Annotated in this window: 13 protein-coding genes; 5 read left to right on the plus strand and 8 right to left on the minus strand. The window is 73.7% G+C overall.

Annotated features, from left to right (window positions below; all coding sequences use genetic code 11):
• Nucleotides 1-133: 133 nt before the first annotated feature.
• From Sdagh_RS30075 to Sdagh_RS30090, 4 genes are all read right to left on the minus strand, one after another.
• On the minus strand, nt 134-544 hold the full coding sequence (locus Sdagh_RS30075; RefSeq protein WP_189412827.1) for a Fur family transcriptional regulator: 411 nt from the start codon (nt 542-544) through the stop codon (nt 134-136).
• Between the two features lie 59 nt (nt 545-603).
• A complete protein-coding gene (locus Sdagh_RS30080; RefSeq protein WP_190007847.1) occupies nt 604-1,494 on the minus strand; it encodes a metal ABC transporter permease in 891 nt (296 codons plus the stop codon).
• Nucleotides 1,494-2,264, minus strand: coding sequence for a metal ABC transporter ATP-binding protein (locus tag Sdagh_RS30085; protein WP_189412831.1), 771 nt, complete (start codon nt 2,262-2,264; stop codon nt 1,494-1,496). Before Sdagh_RS30085 ends, Sdagh_RS30080 begins: the two co-directional genes overlap by 1 nt.
• An 80-nt stretch (nt 2,265-2,344) precedes the next feature.
• Nucleotides 2,345-3,325, minus strand: coding sequence for a zinc ABC transporter substrate-binding protein (locus Sdagh_RS30090; RefSeq protein ID WP_190077260.1), 981 nt, complete (start codon nt 3,323-3,325; stop codon nt 2,345-2,347).
• Nucleotides 3,326-3,484: 159 nt separating this feature from the next.
• On the opposite strand from Sdagh_RS30090, the gene Sdagh_RS30095 reads away from it, so the two are divergent.
• Complete coding sequence (locus tag Sdagh_RS30095) at nt 3,485-4,867, plus strand: glycine--tRNA ligase (RefSeq protein ID WP_189412835.1); 1,383 nt, start codon at nt 3,485-3,487, stop codon at nt 4,865-4,867.
• Nucleotides 4,868-4,906: 39 nt separating this feature from the next.
• Here Sdagh_RS30095 and Sdagh_RS30100 read toward each other — a convergent pair whose 3' ends face one another.
• The 4 genes from Sdagh_RS30100 to Sdagh_RS30115 form a co-directional block, all read right to left on the minus strand.
• Nucleotides 4,907-6,700, minus strand: coding sequence for a WD40 repeat domain-containing protein (locus tag Sdagh_RS30100; protein WP_190077261.1), 1,794 nt, complete (start codon nt 6,698-6,700; stop codon nt 4,907-4,909).
• 3 nt (nt 6,701-6,703) lie between these two features.
• Entirely contained in the window at nt 6,704-7,537 is an 834-nt protein-coding gene (locus Sdagh_RS30105; protein ID WP_190077262.1) for a nucleic acid/nucleotide deaminase domain-containing protein, read from the minus strand.
• 19 nt (nt 7,538-7,556) lie between these two features.
• Nucleotides 7,557-8,105: an SUKH-4 family immunity protein gene (locus Sdagh_RS30110; protein ID WP_189412841.1), complete on the minus strand. Its 549-nt coding sequence runs from the start codon at nt 8,103-8,105 to the stop codon at nt 7,557-7,559.
• 89 nt (nt 8,106-8,194) lie between these two features.
• Nucleotides 8,195-9,973, minus strand: coding sequence for a WXG100-like domain-containing protein (locus Sdagh_RS30115; RefSeq protein ID WP_190077263.1), 1,779 nt, complete (start codon nt 9,971-9,973; stop codon nt 8,195-8,197).
• A 186-nt stretch (nt 9,974-10,159) separates the two neighbouring features.
• On the opposite strand from Sdagh_RS30115, the gene Sdagh_RS30120 reads away from it, so the two are divergent.
• The 4 genes from Sdagh_RS30120 (at nt 10,160) to Sdagh_RS30135 (ending at nt 17,476) form a co-directional block, all read left to right on the plus strand.
• A complete protein-coding gene (locus tag Sdagh_RS30120; RefSeq protein ID WP_190077274.1) occupies nt 10,160-11,158 on the plus strand; it encodes an aldo/keto reductase in 999 nt (332 codons plus the stop codon).
• Between the two features lie 24 nt (nt 11,159-11,182).
• Complete coding sequence (locus Sdagh_RS30125) at nt 11,183-11,785, plus strand: TetR/AcrR family transcriptional regulator (protein WP_189412845.1); 603 nt, start codon at nt 11,183-11,185, stop codon at nt 11,783-11,785.
• Between the two features lie 83 nt (nt 11,786-11,868).
• Nucleotides 11,869-13,119: a hypothetical protein gene (locus tag Sdagh_RS36775; RefSeq protein WP_190077264.1), complete on the plus strand. Its 1,251-nt coding sequence runs from the start codon at nt 11,869-11,871 to the stop codon at nt 13,117-13,119.
• A 13-nt stretch (nt 13,120-13,132) separates the two neighbouring features.
• On the plus strand, nt 13,133-17,476 hold the full coding sequence (locus Sdagh_RS30135) for a cation-translocating P-type ATPase (protein ID WP_190077265.1): 4,344 nt from the start codon (nt 13,133-13,135) through the stop codon (nt 17,474-17,476).
• Nucleotide 17,477 lies beyond the last annotated feature (1 nt).

Genomic DNA, 17,477 nt, shown 5'->3' on the forward strand with positions numbered 1-17,477 from the left:
GGCCGCGGGCGGGAGGGGGCTGGTCGCGCGGTTTCCCGCGCCCCCGAGGCCCGCGGCTGCGCCGCGCATCCCCGGGAGGTCCCGGCGCCCGAACCGCGCGACCGGCCCGCCACCCAGCCGCGGCCGAACCCGCTCAGCCCGCGGCGCACTCCGCGCAGGTGCCGAAGATCTCCACCGTGTGCGCCACGTTCACGAAGCCGTGCTCCGCGGCGATGGCCTCCGCCCACTTCTCCACGGCCGGGCCCTCGACCTCGACCGCCTTGCCGCAGGAGCGGCAGACCAGGTGGTGATGGTGGTCGCCGGTGGAGCAGCGGCGGTAGACCGACTCGCCCTCGTCGGTGCGCAGGACGTCGACCTCGCCGGCGTCGGCGAGGGACTGCAGGGTGCGGTAGACAGTGGTCAGCCCGACCGAGTCGCCCTTGTGCTTGAGCATGTCGTGGAGCTCCTGCGCGCTGCGGAACTCCTCGACCTCCTGCAGAGCCGCCGACACGGCGGCGCGCTGCCGGGTGGCGCGGCCCTTCACGGGCGGTCCAGCGGTGGTCACCGGTTGCCTCCTCACGTCTGCGCTGCCGGGGTCATTGTGCCAGCCCGGCGGGTGGCCGGTCAGACGCCGACCTCGTCGCCCGCGGCGCGCCCCGCGGGCACCCGGCACTCCGCCGGGTCCGCGTCGGCCGCCGCCCGCGCGCGCCGCCGGGCGAGCGGGGCGGCCAGCGCGGTCAGCACGATGAACGCGCCGATGGTGAGCAGCACGATCGTCGCGCCGGGCGGTACGTCCTGGTAGTACGAGGTGACCGTGCCGCCGAGGGTCACGGCGACGCCGATCGCCACGGCGACGGCGAAGGTGGCGGCGAAGCTGCGGCTGAGCTGCTGGGCCGCGGCCACCGGGACCACCATCAGCGCGGAGACGAGCAGCAGCCCGACCACGCGCATGGCGACGGTCACGGTCACCGCGGCGGTGACGGCGGTCAGCAGGTTCAGCGCCCGCACCGGCAGCCCGGTGACCCGGGCGAACTCCTCGTCCTGGCTGACCGCGAAGAGCTGGCGGCGCAGGCCCAGGGTGACCAGCACCACGAAGGCGGCCAGCAGGCAGATCGCGGTGACGTCGGACTCGCTCACCGTCGACAGCGAGCCGAAGAGGTACGAGGTGAGGTTGGCGTTGGAACCGCCCGGCGCGAGGTTGATGAACATCACGCCGCCGGCCATGCCGCCGTAGAACAGCATCGCGAGGGCGATGTCGCCGCGGGTGCGGCCGTACCAGCGGATCAGTTCCATCAGGACGGCGCCGAGCACCGAGACCAGGGTCGCCATCCACACCGGGGACCAGGAGAGCAGGAAGCCGAGGCCGACGCCGGTCATCGCGACGTGGCCGATGCCGTCGCCCATCAGGGCCTGGCGGCGCTGGACCAGGTAGATGCCGATCGCGGGGGCGGTGACGCCGACCAGGACGGCGGCCAGCAGGGCCCGCTGCATGAAGGCGTAGTTCAGGATGTCCATCAGCTCAGCAGTCCCGTGCGGATCGGTTCGGCGCCCGACGTGTCGTGCGGGTGCACGTGGTCGTGGCCGGGCAGCGCGTGCTGGCCGACGGCCTTCGGGGGCGGGCCGTCGTGCAGCACGCAGCCGTCGCGCAGGACGACCGCCCGGTCGATCAGGGGCTCCAGGGGGCCCAGTTCGTGCAGGACGAGCAGGACCGTCGTACCGGACGCCACCTGCCGTTCCAGTGTCTCGGCGAGGACTTCCTGGCTGGCCAGGTCGACGCCGGCCATCGGCTCGTCCATGATCAGCAGCTCGGGTTCGGCGGCGAGCGCGCGGGCGATGAGGACGCGCTGGTGCTGGCCGCCGGAGAGGGCGTTCACCGAGTCCTTGGCGCGGTCGGCCATGCCGACCAGGTCCAGGGCGCGGCGGACGGCCTCGTGATCGGCCTTGCGGAGCACGCCGAAGCGGGCCCGGGAGAGCCGCCCGGCGGACACCACCTCGGTCACCGTGGCGGGGACGCCGCCCGCGGCCGTGGTGCGCTGCGGGACGTACCCCACCCGCGACCAGTCGCGGAACCGGCGCCGCGGGGTGCCGAACAGCTCCACCTCGCCGGCGGTCACCGGCACCTGGCCGATGACGGTGCGCACGGCGGTCGACTTGCCGGAGCCGTTCGCGCCGAGCAGCGCGACGACCTCGCCGCGGCGCACGGTGAGGTCGATGCCGCGCAGGACCAGGCGGGCGCCGAGCTCGGCGCGGACGCCGCGCAGGGATATGACGGGCTCGTCGCTCACGAGGTCCTCCGTACGGTCGGGACGGTTCACCTGTCCGGGGCGGCTCGGGCGCCCCGGACGGCTCATGTGTCCGGGTCGGCTCACTTGGCGCCGAGAGCGGTCTTCAGCGCCTCCAGGTTGGACTGCATGACCTCGATGTAGTCCTCGCCCTTCGACCGGTCGGTGATGCCTTCCAGCGGGTCGAGGACGTCGGTCTTCAGGCCGGCGTCCTTGGCGAGGGTCTTCGCGGTCTTGTCCGACACCAGTGTCTCGTAGAACACGGTGGTCACGCCGTCGGCCTTGGCCTCCTCCTGGAGCTCCTTGATCCGGGCGGGGCTGGGCTCGCTGTCCGGGTCGAGGCCGGTGATGGCCTCCTGGGTGAGGCCGTAGCGCTCGGCGAGGTAGCCGAAGGCGGCGTGGTTGGTGAAGAAGACCTTGGTGGCGGTGTCCTTCAGGCCGTTCTCGAACGCGGTGTTCAGGCCGTCGAGCTTCACGGCCAGCGCCTCGGCGTTCTTCTTGTAGTCGGCCGCGTGGTCCGGGTCGGCCTTCTCCAGGGCCTCGGCGACGCCCTCGGCGACCTCGACGTACTTCACCGGGTCCAGCCAGACGTGCGGGTCGAGACCGGACTCCTCCTCGGAGTGGGCCTCCTCGGAGTGGGCCTCCCCGCCCTCGTCACCGTGGTCGTGCTCGACGTCGCCGTGGTCCTCCAGCTCGGTCAGCGAGGCCGCGTCGATCTTCGTCTTCACCTCGGACTGGGCGACCGCCTCGTCCACGGCGGGCTGCAGCGTCTTCAGGTAGAGCACCGCGTCCGCCTCGCCCAGCTCGGCGGTCTGCTTGGTGCTCAGCTCCAGGTCGTGCGGCTCCGTGCCGGGCTCGGTGAGGCTCGTGACGCTCACGTGGTCCCCGCCGATCTGCTCGGCGAGGTACTGCATCGGATAGAACGACGCGACGACGTCGAGCTTCCCGCCGCCGTCCCCGCTCGCCTCCGCGCTGTCGCTGGAGCAGGCGGAGAGGGTGCCGAGGCCGAGCGCGGTGACGGCTGCGACCGCTATGCCGGATATAGGGCGTCGTCGTACGTTCATGACACTCATTTTCAATGATTCTGGAAACCGTTGTCAACAATCCCGGTATGTGACCTGGGGAACCCCCGATTTGGCCGAGGGGCAGGCCCCGCCGGTAACCTGAAGCATTCGCTGGAAGCATCTCGCTTCGTCGCCCGTCGTCGTAATGAAGAGAGCACCGTGGCCGCCGACAAGATCGACACCATCGTCAGCCTGAGCAAGCGCCGTGGCTTCGTTTTCCCCTGTAGTGAGATCTACGGCGGCCAGCGTGCCGCCTGGGACTACGGTCCGCTCGGTGTCGAGCTGAAGGAGAACCTCAAGCGCCAGTGGTGGCGCTACATGGTGACGTCGCGCGAGGACGTCGTCGGCATCGACTCCTCCGTGATCCTCGCCCCCGAGGTCTGGGTCGCCTCCGGTCACGTCGCCACCTTCACGGACCCGCTGACCGAGTGCACCTCCTGCCACAAGCGGTTCCGCGCGGACCACCTGGAGGAGGCGTACGAGGAGAAGAAGGGCCGCGCCCCCGAGAACGGCCTGGCCGACATCAACTGCCCCAACTGCGGCAACAAGGGCACCTTCACCGAGCCCAAGCAGTTCTCCGGCCTGCTCTCCACCCACCTCGGCCCCACCCAGGACAGCGGCTCCGTCGCCTACCTGCGGCCCGAGACCGCGCAGGGCATCTTCACCAACTTCGGCCAGGTGCAGACCACCTCGCGCCGCAAGCCGCCGTTCGGCATCGCCCAGATGGGCAAGTCCTTCCGCAACGAGATCACGCCCGGCAACTTCATCTTCCGCACCCGCGAGTTCGAGCAGATGGAGATGGAGTTCTTCGTCAAGCCGGGCGAGGACGAGAAGTGGCAGGAGTACTGGATGGAGCAGCGCTGGAACTGGTACACCGGCCTCGGCATGCGCGAGGAGAACATGCGGTGGTACGAGCACCCGGCGGAGAAGCTCTCCCACTACTCCAAGCGCACCGCGGACATCGAGTACCGCTTCCAGTTCGGCGGCAGCGAGTGGGGTGAGCTGGAGGGCGTCGCCAACCGCACCGACTACGACCTCACCGCGCACTCCAAGGCCTCCGGCACCGACCTGGTCTACTACGACCAGGAGGCCCAGGAGCGCTGGACGCCGTACGTCATCGAGCCGGCGGCCGGTGTCGGGCGCGCGATGCTGGCGTTCCTGCTGGACGCGTACGTCGAGGACGAGGCGCCCAACGCCAAGGGCAAGATGGAGAAGCGGACCGTGCTCCGCCTGGACCACCGCCTCGCCCCGGTCAAGGTCGCGGTGCTCCCCCTCTCCCGCAACCCCGAGCTGTCCCCGAAGGCCAAGGGCCTCGCCCAGACCCTCCGGCAGAACTGGAACATCGAGTTCGACGACGCCGGCGCCATCGGCCGCCGCTACCGCCGCCAGGACGAGATCGGCACGCCGTACTGCGTCACGGTCGACTTCGACACCCTCGAGGACAACGCGGTGACGGTCCGCGAGCGGGACTCGATGAAGCAGGAGCGGGTGTCGCTGGACCAGATCGAGGGGTATCTGGCGGGGCGGCTGGGCGGCTGCTAGGAGTCGCCTTCCGTACGGACGCCGGGCGGGCTGAGTCGATCAGCCCGCCCGGCGTCCGGCCGTTCCGGCCCAGAGCGCGGCGAGGTCGAGGCGGGTGAGGCGCGTGCCCCTGGTCCCGGCCGACAGCAGGCGGCCGTCCCCGGTGAGCGCGAGCGAGCGGAGGCCGTACGGCGCCGGCAGCGCGGCTCTCCGCCCGCTGAGCAGGTGCCACAGGTGAAGTCGCTGGTCGGACCAGGCGACGGCGAGGACGGGGCCGGCGGCGTCCGTGTCGGCGAGCGCGAGGGCGGTGGGCAGCGCGTCCCGTCGTTCCACGGGCTCGGTGAGCGGCCGGGCGGTGGCGGAGTCCCCCAGGGTGACCGTCCCGTCGAGGCCCCCGGAGGCCACCAGGAGGGTGTCGCCCAGGTCGAGGCAGGCGACCGCGGTCACGGCGGCGCGGTGCGGCCGCAGCGTCGTACGCGGCTCGGGGGCGGGGGAGTCCAGCGGCCAGAGGTGGACACGGCCCAGACCGTCGCCGACGGCGGCGTGCCGGGTGGTCGCCGCGAGGGCGGTGGGCAGGTCCGCCGGGTCCGGTTCCGGGGCCAGTACGGCGGCGTTGTGGTGCAGGAGCAGCGAACCGGAGCCGATGGGCAGCAGGGCGTCGGGGCCGAGGAGGAGGGGCCGCAGCACGCCCGAACGGTCGAGGGCCAGCAGGCCGTCGGAGGTGACCGGGGCGAGCGCCGCGGGCTGCCAGGCGGTGCCGGAGGGCAGGCTGGTGAGGGCCTGCCCGTCGGCGAGGGCGTACCGGGTGAGGCGGCCCAGCGCGTCGGCCGCGACGAAAGCGCCGGTGGCGGGGCCGGTGAGCGCCAGGACGGCGGTGGGCCGGGACGCGTGCGACCAGCGGGTGACCCAGGGGCCGGACTCGGCCAGTGGCCGCAGGAACTCGGCCAGCCGCGGGTGGGCGGCGAGGGCGGCGGCGTGGAGCACGGCGGCCCGCTGGGTGTCGGGGAGGTCCGGTGCCGACAGGGCGGGCGCGGCCGTGGCCCAGATCTCGCGCAGGCCCGGTGGTACCGGAACCCGCTGGTCGCCGAGGACGGCGGTGACGGCCGGTACCGAGCCGTACACCAGGTAGCCCGGGTCCCGGAGCAGTTCGTGGGCCGAGCCGGTGGCCAGGGCGTGGTCGAGGGCGCGCTCACGCTCGTCGGGGGTGGCGGAGCGCCAGTCGTGACCGGGTGCCGGGGGCGCCGTGGCCCCGGCCGGGTGTGTCTCCGGTGTGGGTGGGCCGTCCGCCGCCGGCTCCAGGGGTACGACGAGGAGGCCGTCCTCGGTGCCGAGCAGACGCGGAGTGTCGCATTCGACGATCAGGCGTACGTTCGGCAGGCTCCGCAAGGGGGCGATGAGACCGTCCACGAGCGCGGCGGGGCGGGCGGCGGGCAGATCGGACGGACCGCGCCCGGACCGGTGCAGGTCGGTGACGACCATCAGGACGGGCCGTGGGTCGGCCGCCAGGCGGCGCAGCAGTTCGTCCGGTCCGACCGGGCCGTAGCCGAGGTGCCGGCCGAGCTGCCAGGACAGGGTGCGGGCGATCTGTCCCTCGGCGAGACCCACGGCGTGCACGGTGGGGCGCGCGGCGGTGCGGGACGCGGACGCCCCGGTTCCGCCGGCCGCGGGGTCCGCCTCTCCCGCGGTCCCGGCGACGAACCGGGCCAGCAGACGGCTCTTGCCCGCCCCGGACGGGCCGGTGACCACGGCGGTGCGCGGTGCGGTGCCCGCCGGATCGCCGGACGCCGCGGCCCAGGCCAGCAGCGACCGCGCGGCGTGGGCGGCCGTGCCGTCGGCCCCTGTCACCGTGGCCATCGCTCAACGCGCCCCGGGAGCCTGCGGCCGGGTGGCCTCACGCAACCGCCGGATGCCCTCGGCCCGTTCGGCGGCGGTCTCACCGTAGGAGACGTTGTGGCTGAGCGTGGCGTCGGGGAACATCAGCTCCAGCCACATCGAGCAGTAGTGGCCTGGCATGAAGCAGGCTTCCAGCTCGGTGTGGATACGGGTGACCTGTTCCGGCTCGATCCCGGCCTCGTACATCTTCGACCAGGTGCGCTGCTCCGGGTGGACGCAGAGCCCGCCCGCCTCGGTGACCAGGTGCTTCTCCCCGCCCGGGGCGGTGAACTCGAACGTCGCGTACGCCTCGACACTGGCGGTGGTGCGGATGTCCTCCAGGACGAGGGGCCACCAGTTCTCCGGGTTCCCGAAGGCGCGGGGGTCGGCGGACCTCAGGGTGTCGTGCGTGGTGCGGAACGCCTCGGAGGCGTCCTCGGGGCTCTCGGCCGCGCCGAGGACTTCCAGGAGGATGTCCAGCTCCAGCAGGGCGTCGGCGAACAACGCCGGGGCCGAACTCACGAAACGGTCGGGTTCGTCGTACCCGAGGAGCACGGCCCGGACGTCCCCCTCGTGCGTCACGCACAGCTCGAATGCCCGGTCCGAACCCAGCCGGACCCAGGTGAGCTGCGCCTCCTCGCGCACGCGCTTGCCGAGGGAGTCGGCGTAGGCGGGCAGGGACTCCGGCTCGTCGGGGAGCACGTGGAAGTACGGCATGACGCGGAGGGGGAGGAGCAGCCCCCCGCCGGGCACGCCCTCGAAGCGGCGGGTCCCGGCGGGGCCGAAGCGGTCGGTGAAGGGGTTGCCGGTGGGGGGCATGTCGGGTTCCTCGCTGCAGTCAGTAGGACATCAGGCTGTTGCCCACGGAGCGCAGGACGGCCTGCCAGAGCGACTCGGGGTCCTCAAGGGCTGTGGGGTCGGCCCGGCGCATCGTGGCGCGCAGCCGGTTCTCGGCACCTACCGGGTCCGTCATCGCATCGCCCGCGACCTCGTGATCGTAGGCGGACCGCTCCATCTCGAGTTCACGGAGGAAGTAGGCGAACGCGTCGATGGAACTGTTCAGTACGTGGATACGCCCTTCCTCGGGGATGCAGTACACGACGCCGGTGGCCGAGTCGATGACGATGTCGTCCATGCCGATGCCGCCCAGCGTCAGCCAGGCGGACATATCGAAGGAACAGCTCGGGTATTTGGCGGCCACGGCCTGCCAGTCATCACCGCCCACCTCGATCTCACCGTCGACGAGCTGCTGATCGGCTTCGAACCAGCCCACCCGGTCCGGCAGACCGACCTCCCGCAAGAAGACACGAGTCGGTTCGTGGGTCACGGCGCCGAGTGCCGTCTCGTCCACGGTGATCAGGTCATCGGCGTCGAACGCGGATTCCATGCCAGATCGGTCAATCAGGGGACGCATCACACAATCCAGACTCTTGCTCGGGGCTCCTGAGGGTAAGCCTACGGCTTATCGCCGTGCTGTCAGTGCTGAGGATGCAGACCGGTGAAGTTGGTCCATGGGCTTCTCTTGTCCGGGCGTCCCCCCGGCATCATCCGGTTGAGTCGGTCCTCCATTTCCCGGTTCCCGCTCTCCATCGTGCCCGGTCCGAAATCCACGCTGTGAGTCACGTTCACGTGAGGCATGTACTTCTCGATCCATGCCGCACAGTCACTGCTCGCGCTGCATGGTTCTCGTTCCGTGTAGAGATCTTTCACGTGGTGACCCGTGTCATTCTGCAGGAATGGTACTCCCAGTACCTTCTCCGAATGAACGGGGTTGTTGCTGCGACCAACGAGTATGAACTCCCGACGGTCGCCGTCGTGGTCGTACTCCACGCGTGCCGCCGCGTAGTTGTTGCTGGTGAACTTCAGCTCGTTGCTCCCGCTCTGTTCGCTGTAGTTCCCGTAGCTGCCCTGCTCGTGTCGGGCCAGCGCGGTCGCGCGTGACAGTTCGTCTTCGTAGAAGGGGACCCTGGTGGAGGACTTGCGAGGACGCGAGTCCCGTTCCTCCTTTGTACTTTCCCCCCATGAGTAAGGATTGTTCTTGCCCGTGGGACGCCTGGGTAGTGTGTCCTGGGTCTTACCCGTCAGCTTCAACGGAATACCCAGCAGCTCCCGGTCCTTGTCCGTGAGATCCGCCGGACCGTTTCCAGTCAGTCGCTGTATCTTTCCCTTGTCACCCAGCAGATAGACCGGCTTTTCGCTCAATTGTGCGCGCAGTTCGTCGCGGGTCGGCTCCCGCTTATGAATCTTGTGCAGGTTCTGGGCGATGCTCTCATCGTTGTCCCGATAGTTGTCGCGCATCGTCCCGACGCCGTTCTTCATGTCTTTACCGACATGCTGCACGGCTTTCTTGACGCCCTGCTCGATCCCGTCCATCGCCGTGTCCAGGGCACTGTTCACGGCGTTGGCTATGGAGTCCTTGCCCCGGGTGTTCCCCTGTCGCGTCCTCGCCGTGCGCAGGTGCGACAGGCTCTTGCCGTCGAAGTGGTCGCCGGCTCCCTTGAGGGCGTTCTCCAGTGCGGTGTACGACTCCAGGTCGACGCCGATCTTCCCCGCGCCGCCGCCTGTCCCGCCCCCGCCGCCCGGCCCCGCGGAGGCGATCTGCAGGGACGTCCTCCCGGCGTCCGACGCGGAGTCCTTGCCCGCCTGGAGCGTCTTGCCCAGGTCCACGTCGTCCTGGAGCCCCAGTGCCTTCGAGCCCGTCTGGACCACCAGGTCTCCGACCATCGCACCGATCGCTTCCTCGATCGGTGCGGTGACCCGGGACATGATCTCGTCGACGACCTGTTCCTGGACCTCTTTGAAGATGCGTTTCACCGCGATGCGGCACGCCTGGGTGCCGGCCAGCCCCATCAGCGACGACATCCCGAGGGTGACCGGGGCGGCGGCGACCGCGGCGGCGATCTCGGCGGCCAGGATGCCGAGCTGGGCGATCGCCGCGAGTTTCGCGCCCTCGATCAGTACCGCGACCGCGTCCAGGCCGTCACCGGCCGCCCGCCCGATGTCCGCGAGGCCGGTCAGGTGCTTGCCCTTGACCTTGTCCCAGTGGGCGGCCAGCGCGTCGACGGCCGGGCCCTCGTTGGCGCCCAGCATGTCCTGGACCACGGTGTGCAGGTCGGCGGTGCCGTTGTCCAGGCTGGTCGCGAACTCCCGCATGGAATCCGCCATGGCCCGGTAGTCGTCCTCGTCGACATTGGGCCAGGAGACGCCGATCAGATCGAGCGCCTCGTCGAGATAGCTCGGCAGCACGACACCCATGTGCACCCCCGTGATGGTCGGCCTGCTCGCGGAAATCATCCTTACGGGGGGATGCGCGGTCAACTGTGCGAAAGGTGTGCCTCTTTGGGGGAGTGGTGAGGGTCGGTCCGGTGGTGCCGTCGCCCGACATGACAGATGACAGATATTGAAATCTGTCATCTGTCATGTCATCGTGAGGGCATGACGATGACAACGCGCTCTCTCGGAACCACCAGCCCCCGGGTCTCCGCCCTCGGGCTCGGCTGCATGGGGATGTCCGCGCTCTACGGTGACGCGGACCGGGCGGAGTCGGTCGCCACCCTGCACGCCGCGCTCGACGCCGGGGTGACGCTCCTGGACACCGGCGACTTCTACGCCATGGGGCACAACGAGATGCTGATCGGCGAGGCCCTGCGCGCCGCGCCCGCCGCCGCGCGGGAGCGGGCGCTGGTCAGCGTGAAGTTCGGCGCGCTGCGCGACCCGGACGGCGGCTGGGCGGGGTACGACGGGCGGCCCGCCGCCGTGAAGAACTTCGCCGCGTACTCGCTCCAGCGGCTCGGCGTCGACCACATCGACGTCTACCGGATCGCCCGCCTCGACCCCGACGTGCCGATCGAGGAGACGGTCGGCGCCATCGCCGAACTGGTGGAGAAGGGGTACGTCCGCCACATCGGCCTCAGCGAGGTCGGGGCCGGCACCATCCGGCGGGCCGCCGCCACCGCGCCGATCAGCGACCTCCAGATCGAGTACTCCCTCATCTCGCGCGGCATCGAGGACGAGATCCTGCCGGCCGTCCGCGAGCTGGGCATCGGCGTCACCGCGTACGGCGTGCTCTCGCGCGGGCTGATCTCCGGGCACTTCACCGCCGACCGGCAGCTCGCCCCCACCGACTTCCGCGCCCACTCCCCGCGCTTCCAGGGCGACAACCTGCGGCACAACCTGGACCTCGTGGAGGCCCTGCGGAAGATCGCCGAGGACAGGGGCGTGACCGTCGCGCAGATCGCCATCGCCTGGGTGCTCGGCCGGGGGACCGACATCGTGCCGCTGGTCGGCGCGCGTACCCGGGAGCGGCTGGCGGAGGCGCTGGGCGCGCTGGACGTCACCCTGGACGCCGCCGACCTGGCCGCGATCGAGGAGGCCGTGCCGCCCGGCGCCGCCGCCGGTGAGCGCTACCCGGCGCCCCAGATGGCCCACGTGGAGCGCTGACCCGTGCCCGGTACGGTCTAGGACATGGCACCGACCTCCGAGACCCTGACCGCCGAGCGCATCCTCGAAGCCACCGAGGAGGTGCTGCGCCGCCACGGCCCCGCCAAGGCGACCGTGGTGGACGTGGCCCGCGCGCTCGGCGTCAGCCACGGCAGCGTCTACCGGCACTTCCGCACCAAGGCGGCGCTGCGCGAGGCGGTCACCAAGCGGTGGCTGGACCGCAGCTCCGAGGCGCTGGCCGGGATCGCCGCCGCCGACCGGGACCCGGAGGACCGGCTGCGGGACTGGGCCAGGGGCCTGTTCGAGGCCAAGCGCCGCAAGGCGGGTGACGACCCCGAGCTGTTCGCCACGTACTCGGTGCTGGTCGGGGAGAACGGCACGGTGGTCGGGGACCATCTCGACGACCTGACCGGCCAGTTGACCCGGATCGTGCGGGACGGGATGGCGGCGGGCGTCTTCGCCGCCGGTGACCCGGCGACGGCCGCCGGCGCGTTCTTCCAGGCCACCGCCTGCTTCCACGACCCCTGCCACGCGGCGCGGTGGCGGCGGCCGGGGATCGACGAGGAGTTCGAGGCCGTCGTGGAGCTGCTGGTGCGGGGGCTGAGGGGTAGCCGTCGTCCTGTGTGACAGGGGTGGCGCTCCGAAGTGCGGGAACCCGGCGCATACCGGAAGGTGAGGGTGCCAGGGGCGAGCACGCGTGGAGGACGGTCATGGCTGAGGACAAGGCGGCGCGAGGGCTTCCGGGGCCGGTCGGTGCCGCTGTCACGGCGCTGGGACGGGTGCCGGGCGCCGGGACGGTCGGCAAGGTGGCCGGCGGGGTACTGGACCGGATCGGCGCGGTGTCGCCCCGCGGACGGCGGCTGGCCGTGTACACCGGGGCCGGGGTGGCGGGGATCGCCGGACTCGTGGAGTGGCCCGTGGCGGTCGCCGGAGCGGCGGTCGCCTGGCTGACCCGGCCGCGTGAGCGGGAGACACCGGAGACAGGTGAGGCGCCGAAGACGGGTGAGACGCCGGAGACCGGCCGGGTCGCTGGTGCGGATGCGGATGCGGACTCGGGTGCGGCGGCCGGTGGGGGGACCGGGACCGCCGGCCAGGAGTCGGCGGCTGAGGTCCGTAGGACGGCGGCGGAGGTACGGCGGACAGCGGCGCGGGCCGCCGAACGGGCGACCGGGGCCGGAACCGGGACCACGGCCAGGACCGCCAGGACGGTGGCCTCGGCCGGGGCGGCCAGGTCGGCCCAGCCGGCCAGGACGGCCCGGTCGGCGAAGGCGGTCGAGGCGGCCAGGACGGCTGAGCCGGCCAAGCCGGAGGGCAGGGCCGCCACCGGGAACGCGGTGGCCGGGAGCGGGTCGGCGGACGGGAAGGGACGTAAGGCCGCCCAGGCCGGCAAGGGAGCCGCAGCGGGCCGCGGGGCCGCCGCGTCCGGGATGACGAGCGGGACGCGGGCCGGGAACACGGCCGCGGCCAGGAGCGCGGGGGCCGTGGCCCGCAGCGGCGCGGCCACCCGGAGCACGACCGCCGCGAAGCGGGCCGAAACCGCCGCCCGGCAGACGGGTACGGCCGCCCGGCCGACCGGTACCCCGGAGAAGAGGACGGGTACGGCCGCCCGGCCGACCGGGACCACGGCGCGGCGGTCCGGCACCGCCGCGAAGAGGACAGGTACGGCGGCGACGCGGGCCGGGGCCTCCGCCCGGCGGACGGGTACCGCCGCGAAGGAGACGGGCACGGCGGCGCGGCGGGCCGGGGCGTCCGCCGAGAAGGGCGGCGCCGCGACCGGTGCCGTGGGTGACAAGGGGTCCGTCGCGGGGAAGGCCGCCCGGTCGCGGAGTGTGGCCACCACCGCGCACGCCTCCCCCGGAGGCAAGGCCACCGCACGCAAGGCGGCCAAGAAGTCGGCGGCGAAGCCGGTCGGCAGGCCGGCGGCGAAGCCGGTGGGCAAGCCGGGGCGGAAGGCGGACTGAAGGGGCGTTGGTGATGAGGGCTGGACTCTTGAGTCGTTCGTCCGGGGCCGTCGCCGGGGTCGTCCTCGCGGGGCCCCGGCTGCTCGCGCGGGGTGCCGCGCCCGCCGTCGGTGCCGCGGCCGGTGCCGTCGCGGGCGGCGCACGGGCCGGCGTACGCACCGCGGACTTCACGGCGCGCGCGGCGCGGGTCGCCCGTGCCGCGCTGCCGGGCGGCGCCCCCGAGTGGCGGGCCGGGACCCGCGCCCACCTCGCGCTGCGGCCGGACGGGACGGGGACGGCACGCCGGGCGGGCGGTGTCGAGCAGGCGGCCCGGCGGGTGGCCGCGGCGCTGGCCGCGCACCCCGACGTGGCGCTCGCCTACTGGGACACCGGGCTGGCCCGCCTGGTGGTGACCGCCACCGAGGACGCGCTGACCGACCGGGTGGTGGACCGGGCGACCGCCCTGGCCGAGCGGCACGGACTGGCCCGCGCCGAAGACGCCGGGGGAGACGCCGAGGAGCTGTCCCACCCCGGCGACCCCGTCTCCGTACGGGTCGCCGCGGCGGCGCTCGGCGCCGACGTGCTCGGGATCGCCGCCGGCGTGACCGCCGCCGCGCTGCGGCTGCCGCCCACGCCCCGGCTGGTGACGGCCGTGGCCACGCTGCTGCGCGAGAACCCCGCCTTCCGGGCCTGGCTGCGCGGCCGGCTCGGCGGCGCCCGGATGGACGTGGTGCTGGCCGCCGGCAACGCCGCCGTGCACGGCGCCGGGCAGAGTCCGGCCTCGCTCGTCCTCGACGGGGCGCTGCGCGCCTGCCAGCTCGCGGAGGCGGTGGCCCGGTCGGCGGCGTTCGAGGCCGTGCACGACCAGGTGTGCGCGCCGGAGCGCGGTGGTCTGCCGGGCGCCCCGGCGCTCCGCCCGCCGCTGCGCTCCTCGCCCGCCCAGGAGTACGCCGCCCACGCCTCCACCGGCAGCGTGGCGGGCGCGCTGGCCACGCTCCTCGTCAAGCACGACCTCGGCGAGGCCGCGGAGGCGGTGCTCGCGGGGTCGCCGAAGGCCGCCCGGTACGGGCCCGCCGCCTTCCACGCCGTCCTCGGCGGCGCCCTGTCCCGCACCGGCGTCCTGGTCCGCGACCCGGAGCGGCTGCGGCAGCTGGAGACGGCCGGCACGGTCGTGCTGCACCCGAGCGCGCTGCGGCGGCCGGGCGAGAGCGCGGACCCGTGGACCGAGGAGGTCCTGGACGCGGCACGCCGCGCGGGGCTGCGGGTGGTGATGGTGGAGGACCCGGCGCTGGCCGACTTCACCGGCCTCGCCGACCAGGTCGTCGGCGGGGACCGCCCGCTGCGCGAGGTGGTCGACGAGCTGCGCGCCGAGGACGGCGGTGTCCTCACCGTCGTACGGCCCGTCTCCTCCGACGACGAGGACCTGCTCGCCGGTCTGCTCGGCGGGGACGTCGCCGTGGCCCTCGCGGACGGGGACGGGCCGGTCGCCTGGGGCGCGGACGTGCTGGCGCCGCACGGGCTGGCCGATGTGTGGCGGCTGCTGCGGGCGGTGCCGGCGGCGCGTGGCGTCGGGCGCCGGGCGCAGGTGCTGGCCCGGTCCGGGGCCGCGCTGTCGGGACTGCTGGTGGCGGTGGGGGAGTCCCGTAAGGGGCGTGGCTCACCGCTGCTGCCGGGACTGCGGCACGCACCCGTCGACGCGGGCGCGCTGGCTGCCCTGGTCTCCGGGGCGCGGGCCGCGCTCACCGTGGCGGCGGCCCGCGCGCCCCGCCCCCGGCCCCGGGTGGCCTGGCACGAACTGGACCCCGGCGACGTACGGGAGCGGCTGGCCGGGCAGCGGGAGCCGGAGCCGTCGGCGGGCGAGCGGCTGGCGGCCCGCGCCCGGGAGACGTACCGCAGGGCGGCCCGGACGCCGGTGCTCGCGCCGGTCGCCTGGGCCGTGCAGCTGGCCGGCGCGGTCCGCGGGGAGCTGGACGACCCGCTGACCCCGGTCCTCGCGGTCGGGTCGGCCGCCGAGGCGATCCTCGGGTCCGTGCTGGACGCCGCGCTGGTCGTCGGCGCCCTCGATCTGAACGCCCTGGTCGGCGGGTTGCAGCGGCTGCGCGCCGAACGGGCGCTGGCCGGACTCCTCGCCCAGCAGAAGCAGAAGGCGCGGCTCACGGACGAGGACGGAGACCCGGAGCGCGCGGACCGGGTCGTGGACGCCGCCAGGCTCCGCCCCGGGGACGTCATCGCCCTGAACACCGACGACGTGGTGCCCGCCGACGCCCGGCTGCTGTGGGAGGACGGCCTGGAGGTCGACGAATCGGCGCTGACCGGCGAGTCGCTGCCGGTGGACAAGGCCTTGGACCCGACGCCGCGCGCGCCGGTCGCCGAGCGGCACTGCATGGTCTTCGAGGGCACCACCGTGGTCGCCGGGCGGGCCCGCGCCGTCGTGGTGGACACCGGGGACCGTACGGAGGCGGCCCGCGCCGTCTCACTGGCCTCGCGGACGCCCGCCGCGGCGGGCGTCCAGGCCCGGCTCCAGGAGCTGACCGGCAAGGCGCTGCCGCTCACCCTGGCGGGCGGCGCCGCGGTGACCGGCCTGTCGCTGCTGCGCGGGGCGCCGATCCGGCAGGCCGTGAGCGGCGGCGTGTCGGTGGCGGTGGCCGCCGTGCCCGAGGGGCTGCCGCTGGTGGCGACGGTCGCCCAGCTCGCGGCGGCCCGCCGGCTCGGGCGGCGCGGCGTGCTGGTCCGCACCCCGCGCACCCTGGAGGCGCTGGGCCGGATGGACACCGTCTGCTTCGACAAGACCGGCACGCTCACCGAGAACCGGCTGCGGCTGGTGAAGGTCGCCGACGTGGACGGCACCGTGCACCGGGCGTCCGCGCCCCAGGCCGCCGAGGCGGTCCGGGTCGCCGCCCGCGCCTGCCCCCGCCTCGACGGCGACGGCACCCGGCCCACCCACGCCACCGACGAGGCGGTGCTGGCCGCCGCCGGGGACGACCCGCGGTGGGAGCAGACCGAGGGCCTGCCCTTCGAGACCTCGCGCGGGTACGCCGCCGCCGTGGGCCGCGCCGGCGACGGCACGCCCGTCCTGGTGGTCAAGGGCGCCCCGGAGAGCGTGCTCCCGGCCTGCCACCGCCTGCCGGACCATGCGCACGACGGCGCCCACGACCTGGCCGGCGCCGGACTGCGCGTCCTCGCCGTCGCCCACCGTCCGCTGGCCGGTGACGAGGACCCGGCCGCCGTGCTCGACCGGCCCCTGGACGAACTGGACCTGCGCTTCACCGGGCTGCTCGGCCTGTCCGACGTGGCCCGTGAGACGTCCCCGGCGCTGGTGCGGGGCCTGCGCGAGGCGGGCGTTCGGCCGGTCGTGCTGACCGGCGACCATCCGCAGACCGCCCGCGCGATCGCCGCCGAGCTGGGCTGGCCCGAGGACGCCGTCGTCGTCACCGGCGACGAACTCGCCGCCGCCGACCGCCGGGGCCGTTCCCGGATGCTGCGCGACGCCGATGTGGTGGCCCGGGTCGCGCCCGAGCAGAAACTCCAGGTCGTGGAGTCGCTGCGGGACGCCGGACGGGTCGTCGGCATGGTCGGGGACGGCGCCAACGACGCCGCCGCGATCCGCGCCGCCGACATCGGCGTCGGCATCAACGCCCGCGGCTCGGCCGCCGCCCGCAACGCCGCCGACCTCGTCGTCACCGGCGACGACCTGCTGGTCCTGGTGGAGGCGGTGCGCGAGGGCCGTGCCCTGTGGCACAGCGTCGCCGACGCCATCGCCATCCTCATCGGCGGCAACGCCGGCGAGGTCGGCTTCGGCATCCTCGGTACGGTCCTCGGCGGCGCGGCTCCCCTGTCGACCCGGCAGATGCTGCTGGTCAACCTCTTCACGGACCTGTTCCCGGCGATGGCCGTCGCGGTGACGGAGACCGGCGACCCGGAACAGCAGGACGCCGACGCGGGCGCGCCCCTCGGTACGGCCGTCCTGGGCGAGCCCCTCATCCGGCAGATCCGGCACCGGGCCCTGACCACCGCCCTGGGCGCGACCGCCGCCTGGCTGTTCGGCCGGTTCACGCCGGGCACCCGGCGCCGGTCGACGACGATGGCGCTGTGCGCGGTGGTCGGCACCCAGCTCGCCCAGACCCTCGCCGACCGGCGCGGCAGCCGCCTCGTCCAGCTGACCTCGCTGGGCTCCGCCGCCGCGCTGGTCGCCCTCGTCCAGACCCCGGTCGCCAGCAACCTCTTCGGCTGCACCCCGCTCGGCCCGCTCGCCTGGGCGGGCGTGGCCCTGGCGATCACCGGCGCGCTGGCCGGGCAGCGGGCCCTGCCCCGGGTGGAGGCGGCGGTGACGCGGGCGTGGCCGCAGGTCGCGGAGCGGCTGCCGGAGTTCGCCCGCTGAA

The sequence above is a fragment of the Streptomyces daghestanicus genome (assembly GCF_020521275.1).
GTDB classification, from domain to species: Bacteria; Actinomycetota; Actinomycetes; order Streptomycetales; family Streptomycetaceae; genus Streptomyces; species Streptomyces griseoviridis.